At 65.4% G+C, this 21,124-nt stretch carries 15 protein-coding genes and 2 pseudogenes; 14 read left to right on the top strand and 3 right to left on the bottom strand.

Annotation, left to right across the window (positions count from 1 at the left end):
• Positions 1-144: 144 nt before the first annotated feature.
• The 7 genes from ACVIJ6_RS33105 (at position 145) to ACVIJ6_RS33075 (ending at position 7,920) form a co-directional block, all read left to right on the top strand.
• Complete coding sequence (locus tag ACVIJ6_RS33105; RefSeq protein WP_041750694.1) at positions 145-1,206, top strand: ABC transporter ATP-binding protein; 1,062 nt, start codon at positions 145-147, stop codon at positions 1,204-1,206.
• A 96-nt stretch (positions 1,207-1,302) separates the two neighbouring features.
• Positions 1,303-2,625, top strand: coding sequence for an ABC transporter substrate-binding protein (locus tag ACVIJ6_RS33100; protein ID WP_456776151.1), 1,323 nt, complete (start codon positions 1,303-1,305; stop codon positions 2,623-2,625).
• Positions 2,626-2,905: 280 nt separating this feature from the next.
• Positions 2,906-3,859 (top strand): carbohydrate ABC transporter permease, encoded by a 954-nt coding sequence (locus ACVIJ6_RS33095; protein ID WP_456776150.1) that lies wholly within the window; start codon positions 2,906-2,908, stop codon positions 3,857-3,859.
• Positions 3,856-4,764 carry a carbohydrate ABC transporter permease gene (locus ACVIJ6_RS33090; protein WP_456776149.1) on the top strand — a complete coding sequence of 303 codons (909 nt, stop codon included), beginning with the start codon at positions 3,856-3,858 and terminating at the stop codon, positions 4,762-4,764. Before ACVIJ6_RS33095 ends, ACVIJ6_RS33090 begins: the two co-directional genes overlap by 4 nt.
• 188 nt (positions 4,765-4,952) lie before the next feature.
• A complete protein-coding gene (gene denD, locus ACVIJ6_RS33085; protein WP_456776148.1) occupies positions 4,953-5,936 on the top strand; it encodes a D-erythronate dehydrogenase in 984 nt (327 codons plus the stop codon).
• A gap of 72 nt (positions 5,937-6,008) precedes the next feature.
• Positions 6,009-7,178 (top strand): acetyl-CoA acetyltransferase, encoded by a 1,170-nt coding sequence (locus ACVIJ6_RS33080; protein WP_456776147.1) that lies wholly within the window; start codon positions 6,009-6,011, stop codon positions 7,176-7,178.
• A 184-nt stretch (positions 7,179-7,362) separates the two neighbouring features.
• Entirely contained in the window at positions 7,363-7,920 is a 558-nt protein-coding gene (locus tag ACVIJ6_RS33075) for a GNAT family N-acetyltransferase (protein ID WP_456776146.1), read from the top strand.
• Positions 7,921-8,165: 245 nt separating this feature from the next.
• Here ACVIJ6_RS33075 and ACVIJ6_RS33070 read toward each other — a convergent pair whose 3' ends face one another.
• Positions 8,166-8,729, bottom strand: a complete 564-nt coding sequence (locus ACVIJ6_RS33070) for a DinB family protein (RefSeq protein WP_456777136.1) — start codon at positions 8,727-8,729, stop codon at positions 8,166-8,168.
• A gap of 165 nt (positions 8,730-8,894) precedes the next feature.
• Between ACVIJ6_RS33070 and ybaL the strand changes: the two genes are divergently transcribed.
• The gene (ybaL, locus tag ACVIJ6_RS33065; RefSeq protein ID WP_456776145.1) at positions 8,895-10,637 is read left to right on the top strand and encodes a YbaL family putative K(+) efflux transporter; all 1,743 of its coding nucleotides are present in this window, start codon (positions 8,895-8,897) and stop codon (positions 10,635-10,637) included.
• A gap of 94 nt (positions 10,638-10,731) precedes the next feature.
• Here the strand turns inward: ybaL and ACVIJ6_RS33060 are convergent, their stop codons facing one another.
• Positions 10,732-11,157, bottom strand: coding sequence for a GFA family protein (locus ACVIJ6_RS33060; RefSeq protein WP_456776144.1), 426 nt, complete (start codon positions 11,155-11,157; stop codon positions 10,732-10,734).
• 462 nt (positions 11,158-11,619) lie between these two features.
• Between ACVIJ6_RS33060 and ACVIJ6_RS33055 the strand changes: the two genes are divergently transcribed.
• The 4 genes and pseudogenes from ACVIJ6_RS33055 to ACVIJ6_RS33040 all read left to right on the top strand — a co-directional run bounded on the left by ACVIJ6_RS33055 (position 11,620) and on the right by ACVIJ6_RS33040 (position 15,691).
• Positions 11,620-12,825, top strand: coding sequence for a CaiB/BaiF CoA transferase family protein (locus ACVIJ6_RS33055; RefSeq protein WP_456776143.1), 1,206 nt, complete (start codon positions 11,620-11,622; stop codon positions 12,823-12,825).
• Positions 12,826-12,829: 4 nt separating this feature from the next.
• Complete coding sequence (locus tag ACVIJ6_RS33050) at positions 12,830-13,996, top strand: acyl-CoA dehydrogenase family protein (protein WP_456776142.1); 1,167 nt, start codon at positions 12,830-12,832, stop codon at positions 13,994-13,996.
• 204 nt (positions 13,997-14,200) lie between these two features.
• A pseudogene (locus ACVIJ6_RS33045) lies at positions 14,201-15,338 on the top strand (thiolase family protein).
• Positions 15,335-15,691: a Zn-ribbon domain-containing OB-fold protein gene (locus ACVIJ6_RS33040; protein ID WP_456776141.1), complete on the top strand. Its 357-nt coding sequence runs from the start codon at positions 15,335-15,337 to the stop codon at positions 15,689-15,691. The pseudogene ACVIJ6_RS33045 and the gene ACVIJ6_RS33040 overlap by 4 nt, the downstream one beginning before the upstream one ends.
• A 664-nt stretch (positions 15,692-16,355) precedes the next feature.
• On the opposite strand, the gene glsA is transcribed toward ACVIJ6_RS33040, so the two are convergent.
• Positions 16,356-18,218 (bottom strand): glutaminase A, encoded by a 1,863-nt coding sequence (glsA, locus tag ACVIJ6_RS33035; RefSeq protein WP_456776140.1) that lies wholly within the window; start codon positions 18,216-18,218, stop codon positions 16,356-16,358.
• 385 nt (positions 18,219-18,603) lie between these two features.
• Between glsA and ACVIJ6_RS33030 the strand changes: the two are divergent.
• Together ACVIJ6_RS33030 and ACVIJ6_RS33025 are read left to right on the top strand one after the other, a co-directional pair.
• Positions 18,604-19,592 (top strand): annotated as a pseudogene (locus tag ACVIJ6_RS33030) (IclR family transcriptional regulator).
• Positions 19,522-21,081 (top strand): acyl-CoA carboxylase subunit beta, encoded by a 1,560-nt coding sequence (locus tag ACVIJ6_RS33025; RefSeq protein ID WP_456776139.1) that lies wholly within the window; start codon positions 19,522-19,524, stop codon positions 21,079-21,081. Before ACVIJ6_RS33030 ends, ACVIJ6_RS33025 begins: the two are co-directional and overlap by 71 nt.
• Positions 21,082-21,124: the final 43 nt, after the last annotated feature.

The raw sequence follows: 21,124 nt of genomic DNA, 5'->3' as shown, positions 1-21,124 counted from the left end.
TGCGTACTGAGCTGTTGTGCCGTCACGCAGCCTGAACGATCAAAAGACTACATAACGATAAGCGGCCAGATCAATCGGCCGCAAGCAACGGTCAGAATGCCGCCGATCTGCAGCCAATGCAGTCGGTCTATGAGGAGGAAATTGATGTCGTCGGTGCAAATTCGCGACGTGCGCAAATCATTCGGCGGATTCGAGGTCCTGCACGGCGTGACGATTCCGATCGAGGATGGCGAGTTCGTCGTGCTGGTCGGCCCGTCCGGCTGCGGCAAGTCGACGCTGCTGCGCATGCTCGCAGGGCTCGAGAACATCACCTCCGGAACGATCTCGATCGGCGAACGCGTCGTCAACAATGTGCAGCCGAAAGAGCGCGACATCGCGATGGTGTTCCAGAACTACGCGCTGTATCCGCACATGACCGTCGCCGACAATATGGGCTTCTCGCTGAAGCTGCGCGGCGCGCGGCCCGAGGACATCAAGAAGGGCGTGGCGCGCGCCGCCGAGATCCTGGCCCTGACGCCGCTGCTCGACCGCTATCCACGCCAGCTCTCCGGCGGCCAGCGCCAGCGTGTCGCCATGGGCCGCGCCATCGTGCGCGATCCCCAGGTGTTCCTGTTCGACGAGCCGCTGTCGAACCTCGACGCCAAGCTGCGCGTCGCGATGCGCACCGAGATCAAGGAGTTGCATCAGCGGCTCAAGACCACCACCGTCTACGTCACCCACGACCAGATCGAGGCGATGACCATGGCCGACAAGATCGTGGTGATGCATGACGGCATCGTCGAGCAGATGGGCTCGCCGCTCGATCTCTACGACAAGCCGGACAACCAGTTCGTCGCCGGCTTCATCGGCTCGCCGGCGATGAACTTCCTCAACGGCCACCTGAAGTCCAACGGCACCGTCTATGTCGAGACCGACAATGGCGCCAAGCTGCCGCTGCTGACCGCGCCGGCCGCGTCGAACGGCCGTCCGGTCGTCTATGGCGTCAGGCCCGAGCATCTCGAACTCGCCGATGACGGCATCGAGGCCGAGGTCGTCGTCGTCGAGCCGACGGGATCGGAGACCCAGATCGTCGCCCGCATCGGTACCCAGGACATCATCGCGGTGTTCCGCGACCGCCACGAGGTCGTGCCGGGTGCGAAGATCCATTTGCGTCCGCGTGCGTCCGCGGCGCATCTGTTCGACAAGGATACCGGCCGGAGACTCTGATCCGGCCGCGCGAGGCCGAACCAACGAACGAATAAAAAGAACAAGAAACTGCCAACAAACAAAACAAGCAAAATATTCAACGGGAGAAAACTTCAGATGACTTATTTCCCTACGGATCGACGGTCTCTGCTCAAGGGTGGCGCGACCTTGCTGGCGGCCGCGGCGACGATGTCGGCCGAGGATCTGCTCGGCTACGCCAAGGCCTGGGCGCAGACCTCGCCCTGGAAGCCGGAGCCGGGCGCCAAGGTCAACATGATGCGCTGGAAGCGCTTCGTCGAGGCCGAGGACGTGGCCTTCATGAAGATCGTCGACGCCTTCCAGAAGGCCAACAACGTCACCATCAACATCTCCAACGAATCCTATGACGATGTCCAGCCCAAGGCCTCGGTCGCGGCCAATACAGGGCAGGGGCTCGACATGGTGTGGGGCCTCTACACGCTGCCCTTCCTGTTCTCCAATAAATGCGTCGACATGACCGACGTCGCCGACTACCTCGGCAAGAAGTGCGGCGGCTGGACCGACTCCGGCAAGGCCTATGGCATGCTCGACGGCAAGTGGATCGGCATCCCGGTGGCGGCCACCGGCGGCCTGATCAACTATCGCATCTCGGCGGCCGAGAAGGCCGGCTTCAAGCAGTTCCCGAAGGACCTTGCCGGCATGGCCGAGTTCTTCAAGGCCATGAACAAGAACGGCACGCCGGGCGGCATGGCGCTGGGCCATGCCTCGGGCGACGCCAATGGCTGGGTGCACTGGGCGCTGTGGGCGCATGGTGGCAATCTGATCGACAAGGACAACAAGGTCGTCATCAACTCGCCGGAGACTGCCAAGGCGCTCGAATACGTCAAGGGCCTGTACGACAATTTCGTGCCGGGCACCGCGTCCTGGAACGACTCGTCCAACAACAAGGCGTTCCTGGCCGGCCAACTCTACGCGACCGTCAACGGCATCTCGATCTACGTGACCGCCAAGAAGGAGGCGCCGCAGATCGCCGAGGACATGAACCACGCGCATCTGCCGCCCGGGTTGGATGGAAAGACTCGTGAAATGCATCTCGGCTTCCCGATCCTGGTGTTCAACTTCTCCAAATACCCGCAGACCTGCAAGGCGTTCACCGCCTTCATGCTGGAGCCGGAGCAGTTCAACCCGTGGATCGAGGCGGCGCAGGGCTATCTGTCGCACTTCCTCAAAGGTTACGACGCCAACCCGATCTGGACGGCCGATCCGAAGAACACGCCGTATCGCGACGTCGCGGCGACTGCGACCACGCCGGCCGGTCTCGGCAAGCTCGGCGAGGCGGCTGCGGCTGCAATTGCTGACTTCGTCCTGGTCGACATGTTCGCGAACTACTGCACCGGCCGCGAGGACGTGAAGACGGCGATGGCCAGCGCCGAGCGCTCGGCCAAGCGCATCTTCCGCTGAGGCTCGGTTGTTCACGCGTAGGGTGGGCAAGGGCGCGTAACGCGCCATGCCCATCGTCATTGCGAGCGAAGCGACATGTCCGCCATTGCCCGAAGGGCGACGGCGGAAGCAATCCAGGGCCGCGCATAAGACTCTGGATTGCTTCGTCGCGGAGCCTGTCCTCGGGCTCGCCGGAGGCGAGACCCGGGGGCTCCTCGCAATGACGGAGTCACCCGATCCGTCCCGAACACTGGTGAGCGCGCGTCGCTCACCCCACGGTTCGAAGGGAGCTGCTGGATAAATGAGTACCATTCAGACCTCGATGCCTCCGGGCGCGGCCATCGGCGAGCCCTCGGCGTGGGTGCGGATCAAGACCAACCGCAACGTCATCGCGCTCTGGTTCATGCTGCCGGCGGCGGCGTTCCTGATCCTGTTCCTGGCCTATCCGCTGGGGCTCGGCGTCTGGATGAGCTTCACCGATGAGAAGATCGGCCGCAGCGGCGTCTTCGTCGGCATCGAGAACTACGAATGGCTGTGGGACGATTCGATCTTCTGGCTGTCGGTGTTCAACACGCTACTCTACACGATCGTCGCCTCAGCCATCAAATTCGCCATCGGGCTATACTTGGCGCTGCTGTTGAACCGGCACATGCCGTTCAAGGCGATGATCCGCGCCGTCGTGCTGATCCCCTTTATCGTGCCGACCGTGCTGTCGGCGATCGCGTTCTGGTGGATCTATGACGCGCAGTTCTCGATCATCTCCTGGTCGCTGATCAAACTCGGTATCATCACCCAGAACATCAACTTCCTCGGCGACACCTCCTGGGCGCGTGCCTCCGTCATCATCGCCAACATCTGGCGCGGCGTGCCGTTCGTCGCCATCACTTTGCTGGCCGGCCTGCAGACCGTGTCGCCCTCGCTCTATGAGGCCGCGACGCTCGACGGCGCCACCTCCTGGCAGCGTTTCCGCTACATCACCTATCCGCTGCTGACGCCGATCATCGCCGTCGTCATGACCTTCTCGGTGCTGTTCACCTTCACCGACTTCCAGCTGATCTGGGCGCTGACCCGTGGCGGTCCGGTCAATGCCACCCACCTGATGGCGACGCTCAGCTACCAGCGTGGCATCATCTCGGGTCGGCTCGGCGAGGGCGCGGCGATCGCCACCGCCATGATCCCGTTCCTGATGGCGGCGATCGCCATCTCCTGGTTCGGCATGCAACGGCGCAAATGGCAGCAAGGATCCGACCAATGACCGACACCGCGCTGCAAGCCAAGGCGCCCACAACGGCGGGCTCCGACGAGTCGGAGGGCATGAGCTATCTGGAGTCGCTGCCGCGGCGGCTGGTCACGCTCTATCTGCCGCTGTTCATCATCCTCGTGGTGCTGCTGTTCCCGTTCTACTGGATGGGGCTGACGTCGATCAAACCCGACGAGCAGCTGATCGACATGGAGACGTACAATCCGTTCTGGGTGGCGCATCCGACCTTCAAGCACATCTCCAAGCTGCTGTTCGAGACGCAATATCCGCGCTGGCTGTGGAACACGATGTATGTCGCGGTCGGCGCCACCACGCTATCGATCTTCGCCTCGGTGCTCGCCGCCTATGCCATCGTGCGTCTGCGCTTCAAGGGCGCCGACACTGTCGGCGTGCTGATCTTCTTCGCCTATCTGGTGCCGCCGTCGATCCTGTTCATCCCGCTGGCCTCGGTGATCCAGGCCTATGGCCTGTTCGACTCGCCGCTGTCGCTGATTCTGGTCTATCCGACGCTTCTGATCCCGTTCTCGACCTGGCTCCTGATGGGCTACTTCAAGACGATCCCGTTCGAGCTCGAGGAATGTGCCCTGATCGACGGCGCCAGCCGCTGGCAGATCCTGGTCAAGATCGTGGTGCCGCTCGCGGTCCCCGGCCTGATCTCGGCCTTCATCTTTTCGTTCACCCTGTGCTGGAACGAGTTCATCTACGCGCTGACCTTCCTGCAATCGACCCCGAACAAGACCGTGCCGGTCGCGATCGTCAACGAGTTCGTCGACGGCGACATTTACAAATGGGGATCGCTGATGGCCGGCGCCCTCGTCGGCTCGCTGCCGCTCGTGATCCTTTACGCCTTCTTCGTCGAGCATTATGTGTCGGCCATGACCGGCGCGGTGAAGGAGTAGGGCGGCTTTGCCCGTGAGCCGGGTCAAGGTGTCGCTGACTGCTCACGCGGATCTCAACTCTCGTCATTGCGAGGAGCGAAGCGACGAAGCAATCCAGAGCCATTCCGACGACTCTGGATTGCTTCGTTTCGCTCGCAATGACGGACGTTGAGATCGCGCCCAATCGTTACATTTGAAGGAGCATTCCCTTGCATATTCTCGTTCTCGGCGCCGCCGGCATGGTCGGGCGCAAGCTGGTGGAGCGGCTGGTCCGCGACGGTCGTCTGGGCGAGGCCGCCATCACCCGCATGACCCTGCAGGACATTGTCGCGCCGGCGAAGCCGGATACCAGCATCAAGGTCGAGACCATCGCCGGCGATTTCGCCGTCCCAGGCTTTGCCGAGAAGCTGGTCGCTGATCGTCCCGACGTGATCTTCCATCTCGCCGCGATCGTCTCCGGCGAGGCCGAGCTCGATTTCGACAAGGGCTACCGCATCAATCTCGACGGCACGCGGATGCTGTTCGACGCGGTCAGGTTGATCGGCGACGGCTACAAGCCGCGGCTGGTCTTCACCTCGTCGATCGCGGTGTTCGGCGCGCCGTTTCCCGAGGCGATCGGCGACGAGTTCGTCAATGCGCCGCTGCTCAGCTACGGCACCCAGAAGGCGATCGGCGAGCTGCTGCTGGCCGATTACAGCCGCCGCGGCTTCTTCGACGGCGTCGGCATCCGGCTGCCGACGATCTGCATCCGTCCCGGCGCGCCCAATAAGGCGGCTTCCGGCTTCTTCTCCAACATCCTGCGCGAGCCGCTGGCCGGCAAGGAGGCCGTGCTGCCGGTGTCGGAGGATGTCCGCCACTGGCACGCCACTCCGCGCTCGGCGGTCGGCTTCCTCTTGCATGCCGCGACCATGGACACCGCGAAGATCGGTCCGCGCCGCAACCTCACCATGCCCGGTCTGTCGGCGACCGTCGGCGAGCAGATCGCAGCGCTCCGGCGCGTCGCCGGCGACAACGTCGCCGATCGCATCAAGCGGGTTCCCGATCCCTTCATCGTCGGCATCGTCGCCGGCTGGCCGCGGAATTTCGAGGCCAAGCGGGCCCGCGAGCTCGGCTTCACCACCGAGGAAAAGAGCTTCGACGACATCATCCGGATTCACATCGCGGATGAACTTGGTGGTAAGTTCGTGCCCTGAGCACGAACCCAGGCCCTGGACCCGGATGGCACGCATCGCCATCTGGGCGAAAACATATTCGGGAGAGAGATCATGACCGCCAGCATCGTCGGATGGGCGCATACGCCGTTCGGAAAGTTCGACGCCGAGACCGTCGAGAGCCTCGTCGTCAAGGTCGCCAATGAGGCGATCGCCGACGCCGGCATTTCGGCCGGGGACGTCGATGAGATCGTGCTCGGCCATTTCAACGCCGGCTTCTCGCCCCAGGACTTCACGGCCTCCTTGGTGCTGCAGGCCGATCCAGCGCTGCGCTTCAAGCCGGCCACCCGGGTCGAGAACGCCTGCGCCACCGGCTCTGCCGCCGTGCACCAGGGCATCCGCGCCATCGCGGCTGGAGCCGCCAAGATCGTGCTCGTCGTCGGCGTCGAGCAGATGACGCGCACGCCGGGACCGGAGATCGGCAAGAACCTGCTCAAGGCCTCGTATTTGCCGGAGGATGGCGACACCGTCGGCGGCTTCGCGGGCGTGTTCGGCAAGATCGCGCAGGGCTATTTCCAGAAATACGGCGACCAGTCCGACGCGCTGGCGCTGATCGCCGCCAAGAACCACAAGAACGGCGTCGCCAATCCCTATGCGCAGATGCGCAAGGATTTCGGCTTCGAGTTCTGTCGCTCCGAGAGCGAGAAGAACCCTTACGTCGCCGGCCCCCTGAAGCGCACCGACTGCTCGCTTGTGTCGGACGGCGCCGCCGCTTTGGTGCTGACCGACAGCGAGACCGCCAAGTCGTTCGCCAAGGCGGTCAATGTCCGCGCCACGGCCCATGCGCAGGACTTCCTGCCGATGTCAAAGCGCGACATCCTCGCCTTCGAGGGCTGCACCGTCGCCTGGCAGCGCGCGCTGGAGAAGGCCGGCGTGACCCTGTCCGATCTCTCTTTCGTCGAGACCCATGACTGCTTCACGGTCGCCGAGCTGATCGAGTACGAGGCGATGGGCCTGACCCCGAAGGGGCAGGGCGCCCGGGCCATCAAGGAAGGCTGGACGCTCAAGGACGGCAAGCTGCCGGTCAACCCGTCCGGCGGCCTGAAAGCCAAGGGTCATCCCATCGGCGCCACCGGCGTCTCCATGCACGTGATGACCGCCATGCAGCTCACCGGCTCCGCGCCGGAAGGCATGCAGCTCCCCAACGCCAAGCTCGGCGGCATCTTCAACATGGGCGGCGCCGCGGTCGCCAACTACGTCTCGATCCTGGAGCCGGCGAAGTAGGCAAACTCTATCGTTCGTCATTGCGAGCGGAGCGAAGCAATCCAGGGCCACGCCCACGACTCTGGATTGCTTCGTCGCGGAGCCTGCCCTCGGGCTCGCCGGAGGCGAGACCCCGGGGGCTCCTCGCAATGACGGTGGCCTGAGAGAGCCCGCCGCTGAGGGGCTTTTTCATTGGACGCACGCCATGATCCTCGCAACCGATCGCCTGGCCCTGCGCGAATGGCGCGATGACGATCGTGCGCCGTTCGCGGCGATGTCGGCCGATCCGGAGGTGATGAAGTTCCTCCGCGCGCTGCCGACGCGCGAGGCGTGTGAGCAATGGATCGACTTCCAGATCGCGCATCAGGCCGAGCACGGCTTCTGCTTCTGGGTTGTCGAGTCCCGGGCCACCGGTGCATTCCTCGGCGCGACAGGATTGTTCAGGGTGTTCTTCGACGCGCCGTTCACGCCGGCGGTCGAGATCGGCTGGCGGCTCGCGCGCGCCGCCTGGGGGCAGGGGATCGCCACGGAAGCGGCGCGTGCCGCGCTGGACTTCGGCTTCGACAAGCTGAATCTCGACGAGATCATCGCCTATGCCGCTCCGGCCAACGCGGCCTCGCAGCACGTCATGCGCAAGCTCGGCATGGTCAGGGACGAAGCCTCGGATTTCGACCATCCCCGTGTTGACGCCGACAGCCCGCTGCGCCGGCAGGCCATGTACCGGATCACGCGCTACGCGTGGACGAGCAGCGCGGCGCCGTAGGGTGGGCAAAGCGGCCGCCGAAGGCGGCGGCGTGGCCGCCGTCGGGCGGCACGTTGCGCGGCGGGATGGTGGACATGGCGAGCTTGCACGAGGAGATGGCGCGGCAGCGCCTTTGCCCACCCTACGGTTCAACGCGCCGCGGTGCGTCGCCCGGATGAGCGATAGCGATATCCGGGGTCGCCGCCTCAGCTCGTGTGAACCCGGATATCGCTGCGCTCATCCGGGCTACGGCGGGTTGCGGGTCGTCAGCTCCGCCACACCTTCTCTTCGCTGAACCCGAGCTCGGCGAAATCCTTCGTCCGCAACGCCGCATCGTCCGCTGGGAAGAACTCGTCCAGCTGCGGCGGCTTGACTGATGTGGCTGACAGCATCGCATGGGCCTGGCCGCGGTGGTGGATGTCGTGCTGGAACAGATGCAGCAGCAAGCGGTCGCAGCGCTCGTTCTGCACCCGCGTCTCGCGGTTGATGCGCACGGTGTCGTCGAGCCGCGCCGGCGTCAGCGCCTCGCAGAAGCCGATCAGCCGGCGGTCCATCGCGCTCTGCGCCTTGACGAGGTCGGAGAGGCGCGGGAACGGCACCTGGTTCTGCCACGCCATCGGGCCGAGCCAGCCGCCCTCCAGCGCATCAATGTAGAACAGGTCGATGATGTAGATGTGGTTCAGCGTCTTCTGCAGGCTCGGGAAAAAGCCCGTGCGGTCGGCGGCGAACTCATCGGCGCTGAGCTGGCCGCAGGCGGTCAGCAGGCGGTGGTTGGCCCAGGCATTGTTGTAGGCGAAGGCGCGAAAGGTCTGGACGAGGTCGGCGGGCATCGTATCGAGCGTCCTCATGCTGGCTCCGCCGATCATAGGGACCTGGGTGCGGCCTTGACCATGGCTTTCGCACGGGCCTCTGCAGCGTCCCCACAAAATGTCCCCGCGGAACTCTGCCTCACTTGGTCGCGGTGCATCGGCGCGCCTCCTGTGCAAGAAGTTCGGATGCCGCACGACACACCTCTCATCGCGACCATCGTCGCCGGCCTCGGCCTCGCCTTCGTCTTCGGAGCGCTCGCGCAGCGGTTCCGTTTTCCGCCGCTGGTCGGCTATCTCCTGGCCGGCGTCGCCGTCGGCCCGTTCACGCCCGGCTTCGTCGCCGACCAGGCGCTGGCGACCGAGCTCGCAGAGCTCGGCATCATCCTCCTGATGTTCGGCGTCGGCCTGCATTTCTCGCTGAAGGACCTGATGTCGGTGCGCGCCATCGCCGTGCCCGGCGCGATCGTGCAGATCACGGTGGCGACCCTGATGGGCATGGCTTTGAGCTGGGCGATGGGCTGGTCGCTCGGCGGCGGCCTCGTCTTCGGCCTCGCGCTGTCGGTCGCCAGCACCGTGGTGCTGCTGCGCGCGCTGCAGGAGCGCCGGCTGATGGACACCGAGCGCGGCCGCATCGCGGTCGGCTGGCTCATCGTCGAGGACCTCGCGATGGTGCTGGCGCTGGTGCTGATCCCGGCCTTCGCCAGCCTGCAGAACGGCGACGGCGCGGCGGTCGCCGCCGATCCGCTGGCGGCGCGCTTCGGCCTCGGGCTGACCGGCGTGCTGCTGCTGACCTTCGTCAAGATCGGCGTGTTCATGGCCGTGATGCTGCTGGTCGGCCGCCGGCTGATCCCATGGATCCTGCACTACATTGCCCACACCGGCTCGCGCGAGCTGTTTCGGCTGGCCGTGCTCGCGATCGCGCTCGGCGTCGCCTTCGGCTCGACCAAGCTGTTCGGCGTGTCGCTGGCGCTCGGCGCCTTCTTCGCCGGCACGATGCTCGGCGAGTCGCCTCTGAGCCAGCGCGCCGCGCAGGAATCGCTGCCGCTGCGCGATGCCTTCGCGGTGCTGTTCTTCGTGTCCGCCGGCATGCTGTTCGATCCCGCCAGCATCATCCGCGAGCCCTGGCCGCTGCTCGCGACCTTGTTCATCATCCTGTTCGGCAAGTCGTTCGCGGCGTTCCTGATCGTGATCGCGTTCCGCCATCCGGCCTCGACCGCGCTGACGATCTCCGCGAGCCTCGCCCAGATCGGCGAGTTCTCCTTCATCCTGGCCGAGATCGGCGGCGCCACGAACCTGCTGCCGAAAGCCGGCCGCGACCTGATCCTGGCCGGCGCCATCATCTCGATCATGCTCAATCCGCTGATGTTCGCCGCGCTCGACTGGCTGATGCCGCGGCTGGAGCGCCGCCGCGCCGATCCGTCCACGCCTGCCGCGGCGCCGCCGGCCGAGATCCCGGTGACTGCGCTCACCGAGCACACGATCATCGTCGGCTATGGCCGCGTCGGCCGGCTCGTCGGCGAGGCTCTGCAGCAACGCGGCCACGCTTTGCTGGCCGTGGAGACGTCGGACGATATCCTCAAGCCGTTGAAGAACGGAGGCGTCGAGACCATCACCGGCAACGCCGCGGCCAGCCACGTGCTGCGTGCAACCAATCCAGCGGGCGCGCATGCGCTCGTCATCGCCATCCCCGAGGCGTTCGAGGCCGGGCAGATCGTCGAGCAGGCGCGCGCCGCCAACCCCGCGCTGCACATCGTGGCGCGGGCGCATTCCGACGCCGAGGTCGAGCATCTGAAGTCGCTGGGCGCCGATGTCGTCATCATGGGCGAGCGCGAGATCGCGCGCGGCATGATCGAGGAGCTGGACACCAGGCCGCCCGACGCCGCGCCCGCGCTGGCGCCGCAAGGGGATGCCGAGCGGGTGAAGGTGTGAGGTCGTAGAAGTCGAAGCCCGGATGAGCGGACGCCTGCGCCCGAAGGGCGGAGGAGGGAGCGACATCCGGGCTACAAGAGGAGCTACCTCGCGCTCACTCCGGCATCATCTCGCCCGAGCCGCCGAACTCGGCCGGAAAGTCCTTCAGCTTCGGCAGGCCGTCCTTGATCGGCAGCACGCTCTCCGCATAGTTGACATGAACTCCCGGCGCGAACTTCAAGGTCGGGATGGTCGCGGCATAGACGTCGATCATGCCGAGCGGCGGGTGGTCGGTCATCAGATGTCCGCCACACTTGGTGCAGTATTTGCGGTGGCTCATGTCGGTCTTGTGATAGGTGCCGATGGCCTCCGCGCCCTTGGTCACGCGGACATTCGCCGGCTTCCACAAGGTGAAGGCATTGACCGGACCCGCCGACCACGAGCGGCAGGACGCGCAATGGCAATAGCCCATCGCCTCCGGCTCGCCATCGGCCTCGAGCTCGACCGCGCCGCAGAAGCATTTGCCCTGATAGAGCGTCATGACAGCGTTCTCCCTGTGTGTTGTTTTTGGATCTTGGGCGGACATGCTGACACAGCTCGGCGGCGAAAGGGAATCGGAGAATGCGCGTCGTTGCATGGAACATCTGGTGCAACGCAGCGGTACGCGTCGCTCCGTCATCCGCAAGGCGGAATGTAGCGCACCGCCGGCGCCAGCACACGACAGGCTATTGGGTTACTCCGTCATGCGCGGGCTTGTCCCGCCTGCGCGGCAGAAGCCGCTTCGGCGCGGCGAAGGCCCGTGCATCCACGTCCATCCTCCTCGGGGGATCAACGTGGATGGCCGGGACAAGCCCGGCCATGACGAGGGGGAGGTGGATGTGACGACGTTGGACAGCCGCATGTGCTTCGTCACGCATGGCCCCATACGCGCACGCCGCTTGCCCAGGAACCCCTGGTGCCGTTAGCTCAGGCCACAACAACGAACGAGGGAGACGGCGCCGCGATGGGACCGCTTGCGGGCATCAAGGTCATCGATATGACCACCGTGCTGATGGGGCCGTATGCCGCCCAGACGCTTGGCGATTACGGCGCGGACGTCATCAAGGTGGAATCGCCCGAGGGCGACGTCACCCGCAAGATTGGCCCGTGGCACCATCCCGGCATGGGACCGGTGTTCCTCAACACCAACCGCAGCAAGCGCGTGATCTGCCTCGACCTGAAGAAGCCGGCCGGCCGAGAGGCCGTGCTACGCATGGTCAAGGACGCCGACGTGCTACTTTACAACATCCGTCCCCAGGCGATGGCGCGGTTGAACCTCGGCTACGACGTGGTGTCTGCGCTCAATCCGCGGCTGGTCTATGCTGGCGTGTTCGGCTTCGGCCAGGACGGACCCTATGCGGCAAAACCGGCCTATGACGATCTGATCCAGGGCGGGGCGGCGCTGTCGCACCTGATGGCGGCGGCCGGCGACGGCACGCCGCGTTACGTGCCGAATGCGCTGGTCGACCGCATCGTCGGCCTCACCGCCGTCGGCGCCATTTGTGCCAGCCTCGTGCATCGCGACCGCACCGGCCGCGGCCAGCGCCTGGACGTGCCGATGTTCGAGACCATGTCGGCCTTCATCATGGGCGATCACATGGGCGGGCTGACCTACGCCCCGCCGCTCGACCGCGGCGGCTATGCCAGGCATCTGTCGCCGGACCGTCGTCCGTACAAGACCGCCGACGGCTACATCTGCGTGATCGTCTACAACGACAAGCAATGGGAGGCGTTCTTCACAGCGTCAGGCCGCACCGATCTTCGTGCCGACGACCGCTTCAACAGCTTTGCCCGCCGCGCCGCCAATATCGATCTCGTCTATGCCGAGCTCGCACGCATCTTCGAGACGCGCAGCACCGCCGAGTGGACTGATCTGCTGGATGCGGCCGACATCCCGGTCATGCCGATGCACGACCTCGAGAGCCTGCTGCACGATCCGCACCTCGTCGCGACCGATTTCTTTCCCGTGGTCCAGCATCCGACCGAAGGTCCGATCCGCAGCACGCGCGTGTCCGCGACCTGGTCCGAGACCAAGGCCGAGCCGCAGCGGCTGGCGGCGCGGCCGAACGAGCATGGCGAGGAGATCCTGCGCGAGCTCGGCTTCTCGGCCGACGAGATCGCCGCGATGATCCGCGACGGCGCGACCACGCCTTCGCCAGCCAGGGAGTGATCCGATGGATTTCGCGCTCTCCGCCAACCAGGACTCGATCCGCGATGCAGTGGCCAGGATCTGCGCCCGGTTCGACGACGCCTATTGGCTGAAGAAGGACAAGGAGGGCGGCTTTCCCGCCGACTTCCACAAGGCGCTGGCGGACGCCGGCTGGCTCGGCATCTGCATTCCGGAAGCGTATGGCGGCTCCGGTCTCGGCATTCTCGATGCCGCGATCATGATGCGTACGATCGCGGAGTCCGGCGCCGGCATGAGCGGCGCCTCGGCGATCCACATGAACGTGTTCGGGCTCAATCCGGTCGTCGTGTTCGGCACCAAGGAGCAGTGCGCGCGGATGCTGCCGGGCATCGTCGATGGCCGCGAGAAGGCGTGCTTCGCGGTGACCGAGCCGAACACCGGGCTGAACACGACGCAGCTCAAGACGCGTGCGGTGCGCAAGGGCGACCGCTACATCGTCAACGGCCAGAAGGTGTGGATCTCGACCGCGCAGGTCGCCGAGAGGATCCTGCTGCTCGCACGCACAACGCCGCTCGAGGAGGTGAAGCGCCCGACCCATGGGCTCAGCCTGTTCTACACGGACTTCGACCGTAGCCGCATCAAGGTGCACGAGATCGAGAAGATGGGCCGCAAGCCGGTCGACTCCAACGAGCTGTTCTTCGAGGATTTCGAGATTCCGGTCGAGGATCGCCTGGGCGAGGAGGGGCGGGGCTTCGACTACATCCTGCACGGCATGAATCCCGAGCGTATCCTCATTGCTGCAGAGGCCGTCGGGCTCGGCCATCTCGCGCTGTCGCGCGCCGCGGCCTATGCGCGCACCCGCAACGTGTTCAATCGTCCGATCGGTCAGAACCAGGGCATCCAGCATCCCCTCGCGAAGAACTGGATGGAGCTGGAAGCGGCGTGGCTGATGGTGCTGCAGGCCGGCTGGCAATACGACCAGGGCATGGCCTGCGGCCCGGCCGCCAATGCCGCGAAATATCTCGCCGCCGAAGCCGGCTTCCACGCCTGCGAGCAGGCTGTCATGACCCATGGCGGCTTTGGCTATGCGCGCGAATATCACGTCGAGCGATACCTGCGCGAATCCCTGATCCCCCGCATCGCCCCGATCAGCCCGCAACTGATCCTGAGCTTCATCGCCGAGAAGGTCCTCGGCATGCCCAAGTCGTATTGAGATGCTCCTGACCATGATATGCACGCGCTCTTTCCCCGTGTCATTCCGGGGCGTCCGAAGGACGAGCCCGGAATCCATACCCCCAGGAAGATGTCGCGAGGCGGGGTGCCAACCGCGTGTGTGCCTCACACCGCATCCTGTAGTGATGGATTCCGGGCTCATCGCTGCGCGATGCCCCGGAATGACTGCGGTGGGTGGGGTGAGATGACCTACATCACCGGCACCGGCCTCACCGCGTTCGGCAGGCACGACGGGCGCTCGTCGCTCGATTTGATGAGCATGGGAGCACAGCTCGCGCTCGACGATGCCGGGCTCACGCGGCGCGACATTGACGGCATTCTGTGCGGATACTCCACCGTGTCGCCGCACATCATGCTCGCGACCGTGTTCGCGGAGCATTTCGGCATCACGCCATCCTATGCCCACGCCGTGCAGGTCGGCGGCGCCACCGGTCTCGCAATGGTGATGCTGGCGCATCATCTGGTCGAGGCCGGCGTGGTCAGGCATATGCTGGTCGTTGCCGGCGAGAATCGCCTGACCGGGCAGAGCCGCGATGCCTCGATCCAGGCGCTGGCCCAGGTCGGGCATCCCGCCTACGAGCTGCCGCTGGGACCGACCATCCCCGCATATTACGGCCTCGTCGCGTCGCGTTACATGCATGAACATGGCGTCACAGAGCAGGACCTTGCCGAATTCGCGGTGCTGATGCGCACGCATGCGCTCGACCATCCCGGCGCGCAGTTCCATGATCCGATCACGGTGGCCGACGTCATGGCATCCAAGCCGGTGGCGCGGCCCCTGAAGCTGCTCGACTGCTGCCCGGTGTCCGACGGTGGCGCGGCCATCATCGTCAGCCGCGAACCGACCGGAGCCGCAGCGGTGCGCGTGCGCGGCTGTGCCCAGGCGCACACGCATCAACACGTCACGGCGGCGCCGGCGCTGAGCGACCTCGGGGCCGAGATCGCGATCAAGAGGGCCAAAGCCGCAGCCGGGGGTCGAGATCGCCGATGTCGATTACGCGGCGGTCTATGACAGTTTCACGATCACGCTCTGCATGCTGCTCGAGGATCTCGGTCTGGCCGGCCGCGGCGAGGCGGCTGCGCGTGTCAGGGCCGGCCATTTTGGCCGTGCGGGCGCGGTGCCGCTCAACTCCCATGGCGGGCTGTTGAGCTATGGCCATTGCGGCGTCGGCGGGGCGATGGCGCATCTCAACGAGGCGCATCTGCAGATGACGGGACGGGCCGGTCACCGGCAGGTGCGCGAGGCGTCGTTGTCCCTGCTGCATGGCGATGGCGGCGTGCTGTCGTCGCATGTCAGCATGTTCTGGGAGCGGGTGCGATGAGCGAGGCGACGGACTGGACCCGCGGTGTGGCCGTGATTCGCTACCAGCGCTGCAATTCGTGCTCTCACCAGCAGTACTTCCGGCGCGGCTTCTGTTCGGCGTGCGGCTCGGCGGCCCTCACCGACCACCAGGCGAGCGGTATGGGCACCGTCTACGCGACATCATTGGTCTGCCGGGCTGCAACGCCGGAGACGCGCGCCCATGTGCCTTACAACATCGTGCACGTGGATATGCGCGAGGGCTTTCGGATGATGGCCCATGGCGACCATGATCTTGCGATCGGCGACGCGGTCGAAGTCCGCTTCGTCGCCTTCGCAGGCCGCACCGTGCCATATTTCGGCAAAACTGAATGAGGTTGTGCGGCCGATGCACATCCGGACGGGCCGACCGCGGGCGGCCGAGGCGGGAACGATACGCAATACAGTTATTTCGTCCCGACCCGGATCGCCGCGCGATTGACGCAAAACGCTTACGCTACGCCTACCAACTCAAACGCAACTCAACTCGGTCGTTCGCGTGAGCAATCAAGCCCACATTCCTATCGACGGGCGATGAAGCAGCTGCGACGCAGAACCTCCAGACAGCCCTTCATCGCCCGTAGAACAGGACGCTGGCGATGACGATCATCGAGGTCACCGCCAGCATGTGTGCAAGTGCTTCCGATGTCGCCCTCTTTGTGGCTTCCTTCATGCCGTTTCCTCCCTGGACACTGGACACGACTCTCCGTTGCGCAAATACACACGCGACGGTCGGCTGGAATTTACTCGGAACACCCCACGTCGACGTCCGCTTCGCGAGTCCCCACTCGGCGTTGATCGACACTAGGGAACATCGTCGGCCAATGCGGCGCGAATTGGGCTCGCTTATGGTTGTCCTGCGACCGAGTCCCGGTAACGTTTGGGCGAGGCCGTACAAATACGAGTCATGAAAATCGGCCTTCAGCGACCATCCGGCGGCGGGAGCCGCCATGCCAGGTCCAGGCGAAGCCTGCAGTCTCGTGACGTTTCGATGACGGACCTAGTCGGCCGCGAGCAGATTGAGGCGCGCATTGGCCACCGTCAGACGGTCCGCCAGCAGCTGTGCGAGATTGCGCATGATGCAGGCGCCCGCATGCGGGTGAGAGCTGCGGAAGCGCTCGAAATCCGGAAGCGTGATCTCGAAGGCGCTGGCCGAGAAGTCGGCGACGACATCGGCGGAGCGCACCGGTTCCAGCAGCGCCATCTCGCCGAAACATTGCCCGGCCGTCAGCGTCGCCAGCCGGATGCCATCGGGCAAAGTGACATGGACGACGCCCGAGCGCAGGAAGAACAGCGATGCCGCCGCGTCCCCGGCGCTGAGGATCCGTTCGCCCTGTCGATATTGCCTGATGGTCGCCAGCGCGGCGAGCTCATCGCGCTCGCCCTCCGTGAGGCCGGCGAGCAGCGGCTGCTCGGCAAGCTCCGTGGTTTCGAGGAAGTCGATCGCGCCGCCATGACGATAGACGATCTGATCCTCGGCCCATTCGATCGCCGTATCGAGCAGATAGAAATCGCGCACGTTCCGGATGTCGCCGGTGCGCGCCGTGATCTCCTGCCATTCCGGCGAACTGCGCCGAATCCCGGACAGCACCACCGTGACGTGGAAGTCTGCCAGCTCGTGAAACAGCTCGGCCAGCAGGCGCAGGCCCGCTTGTGTCATCGCGTTGACGCGGTGGAGATCGAAGATGACGAATTGCGGCCGGGCGCGCCCCGCAAGCTGACGCGAGACATAGTCCACGTTGGAGAACGACAGCGTGCCGACCAGCTCGAGGACGCGCACGGCATCGGGATGAGCGGCGAGGATCTTCCGCTCCTGCGACCGACGGCTGCGCCGCGACGGGTTGGCGCCGATGTCGTAGTCGGCGATAATCGAGGCGCGCGCATCGTCCGAGCGGTTCAGCATGTGCAGCCCATAATGCGCCGACAGCGCTTCGCAGACCTTGATGCCACGCACGCTGTTGCCGTGGCTGTCGAGCCGGGGCGAGTAGCTGCCGAGCCCGAGCCGCGCCGGCAGGCTCGCCAGGATGCCGCCGCCGACGCCGCTCTTGGCTGGAATGCCGACCCGGTAGATCCATTCGCCGGCGAAATCATACATGCCCGAAGACGTCATCACGGACAGCGTCCGCGACACCGCGTAGGGGGTCACGACCTGCTCGCCAGTGACCGGATTGACGCCGCGATTGGCCAGCGTCGCCGCCATGACCGCGCAGTCACGCGCAGTCACGAGCACGGCGCATTGGCGAAAATAAACCGCCAGCACATCCTCGACCGGTTCCTTGATCACATGGGATGTCCGCAGGAGATAGGCGATGGCACGGTTGCGGTCCCCGGTCGCGGCCTCCGATGCGAACACCGCATCGTCGACGTCGAGCCTGCGGCCGGCGAAGCGGCCCAGCGCGTCGCGGATGGTGTCGAAGGCATCGGCGCCCCTGGCCTGTCTGATGAGGCCGCTACAGGCGATCGCACCGGCATTGACCATCGCATTGAACGGATGGTTGTCGGCATTGAGCCGGATCGAGTTGAAGGGGTCTCCCGACGGCTCGACGCCGATGACCTGTTCGACCGCGTCGGAGCCGAGCGTGTCCAGCGCGAGCGCGAAGACGAACGGCTTCGACATCGACTGGATCGTAAACGGCACGCGGCTGTCGCCGACCTCGTAGACGTGGCCGTCGAGTGCCGCGAGGCTGATGCCGAAATGGGCCGGGTCTGCCTTGCCGAGCTCCGGAATGTAGTTCGCGACCCTGCCGTCCTGGTCGGGCCCAAAATCGGCGTGGCAGGCGGTGAGAAAACGCTGCAGCGGCGGCATCGCCGCGGACACCCAATGCTGCGGATTGCGGATGGGCCGCTTGTGGTCGGAGGTCATGGCAAGCTCGGCGGGGGACTCGATCGCGCGCCGGTTATGTCGCAGCTGCATTGCAGCAGCCAGCCCACACTTGGTGCAGGTCTGGTCAAATGTTGCTGCTGCTCATGGATTGAGCGGTCGCGGGCGCGCAGTTGGTGTCGGGGGGCTGCCGGGATGCGGGCGCGATTGGCGGCTGTGGCGACGTCGGTGCGGTGCGACAGCACCGTCACCAAAATGAATGCCTGCCATGCCATTGCGAATTGTGCTGACAGGTCGCGTCTTGTGCCAACACGCTGAATAACGGTGGGTTTTAGAAACGCTCTGCTGTTGTGAGGGAAAAACGGCTGGGCTAGCTTGTTCTGCAAGCGGAATTTAATTCCGCACCATGGAATTGAGTGGAACGCGCATGGGACGACGGTCTGAGCGATTGAGCAGGGTGGGGATGCTGCCTGGAGATCTCGCCGGTGACGGTGAGGTGATTCAGGTGGTTTCGCGGGCGTTCGACGTGCTTCGTTGCTTCGAGGGGCACGAGGCGCGGCTGGGCAATCTGGAGATCTCGAACCGCTGTGGTCTGCCACGGTCGACGGTGTCGCGGTTGACGCACACCCTGACCCGGATGGGCCAGCTGGTGTATCTGCCGCGCGATCAGAAGTATCGGATCGGCCCGAGCGCAGTGGCGATGAGCACGTCGATGACGCGGGGCTTGCAACTGCGCAACCTGATCCGCCAGCGCCTGCAGGACGTCGCGGAGCAGTTGCCGGGGACGGTCGGTTTCGTCATTCCCGATCGCTTCCCCACCTCGTCTATCTGGAGTTCGGCCGTGCTGCGAATGCGCTCGGGCTGCACGAGACCACTGGCAGCCGGATCTCGATGGCGTCGACCGCGGCTGGCCACGCTTATGTCGCCGCGCTCGAGCCCGAGGTCGGCGATGCCCTGCTGACCGAGATGGAACGCGAGCTGCCGGATGCGGCGGAGTTGCTGCGGCCGCGGCTGGAGCACAACAGGCAGTTCCTCAAGGAGCATGGCTATGTGGTGGCCTGCGGCCTGTGGAGCCCGCATATCAACGGTGTTGCGCTGCCGCTGTGGTCGCCGCAGTACCAGACCTATGTTGTGCTCACGATCGGGCTGCTGTCCGCGATGTATGACGAGCAACGCCTGCATGACGAGGTGGCGCAGCCGATGCTCGAACTCGGCCGGAGCGTCGCTGCGCTGCTGCAGGGGGCCGAGGCCGACGTCTTCAACAGCCGGATGGAAAGAAAGCCGCTGCCTGTGACCACGAAGACCAACCACAAGAACAAGACCATCACTGGGGCAGGGGGAACGAATGAGTTGGCAGCCGGAGCTCGAGGAACTGGCCCGGCGCGAAGCCTTCGCGCGGGAGATGGGCGGGCCTGACAAGGTCAAGCGTCAGCACGACCAGGGCCGCCTGACTGTCCGAGAGCGCATCGACGGTGTCGTCGATGCCGGCAGCTTCCACGAGATCGGCGCCGTCGCCGGTCTCGGCGAATATGACGAGCAGGGCGAGCTGAAACATGTGACGCCGGCCAATTGCGTGTTCGGACGCGCCCGCATCGACGGCCGCACCGTCGTCGTGGTCGGCGACGATTTCACCGTGCGCGGCGGTTCGGCCGATGCGTCGATCGCCGCCAAGCCGCTGATGGCGGAGGAGATGGCGCACGATTTCCGTCTGCCCATCATCCGCATCATCGAGGGCTCCGGCGGCGGCGGCTCGGTCAAGACGATCGAGACCAAGGGCGCGGCCAATCTGCCCGGCGGCATCGGCGGCAATCGCTGGTATCGCTACACGACCGAGAACATGTCGCTGGTGCCGGTGGTCGCGCTCGGCCTCGGTTCGGTCGCAGGCCTCGGCGCTGCACGGCTTGCCGCCAGCCACTATTCGGTGATGACCAAGCAATCGGCGATGTTCGTCGCCGGTCCCCCGGTGGTGAAGCGGCTCGGCCAGGACCTCGGCAAGATGGAGCTCGGCGGCGCCGACATCCAGACCCGCGCCGGCGGCGTCGATCATGCGGTAGACACCGAGGCGGAAGCCTTCGCCTGCGCGCGCCGCTTCCTGTCGTATCTGCCGTCGTCGGTCTACGAACTGCCGCCGACCTTGCCCTGCACCGACGATCCGCAGCGCACCGACGAGCAGTTGATCAGCGCCGTGCCGCGGGATCGCCGTCGCGTCTACAAGATGCGGCCGATCATCGAGTCCGTGGTCGACAGCGGCTCGTTCTTCGAGGTGGCGCAGAACTACGGCCGCCCGATCATCATCGGGCTCGCGCGCCTTGAAGGCCGCGCGGTGATGGTGCTCGCGAGCGATCCCTATCACTATGGCGGCTCATGGACGGCGGATGCCTGCCAGAAGGTGATCCGCTGGGTCGACTTTGCCGAGACCTTCCATCTGCCGATCGTCTATCTGATGGATTGCCCGGGCTTCATGGTCGGTCTCGAGGCCGAGAAGGCGGCGACGATTCGCCATGGCGTGCGCGCGATGGCGGCGGTCAACCAGTCGACGGTACCGTGGTGCACGGTGATCGTGCGCAACTCGTTTGGTGTTGCGGGCGTCGTGCATCAGCCGGCTGACCGGTTCTCGATCCGATACGCCTGGCCATCGGCCTATTGGGGCTCGCTGCCGCTCGAAGGCGGCATCGAGGCCGCCTATCGTGCCGAGATCGATGCCGCGCCGGATCCGAAGGCCAGGCTCAAGGAGATCGAGGAGCGGCTCAACAAGCTGCGCTCGCCCTTCCGCTCGGCCGAGAAGTTCTGGGTTGAGGAGATCATCGACCCGCGCAAGACGCGCGCGCTGCTGTGCGAGTTCGCGCGCCTCGCCGAGCCCCTGCGCACGCCGGGGCCGCCGACCGCGATGACGACGCGGCCGTGAGAGGGGGTGAATGGCGAATGGGGAGCAGCGAATAGGGAAAAGT

It is taken from the genome of Bradyrhizobium sp. USDA 4369, from assembly GCF_054056435.1.
Note: the sequence above shows the minus strand (reverse complement) of the source record. Positions and strands in the feature narration are given on the sequence as shown.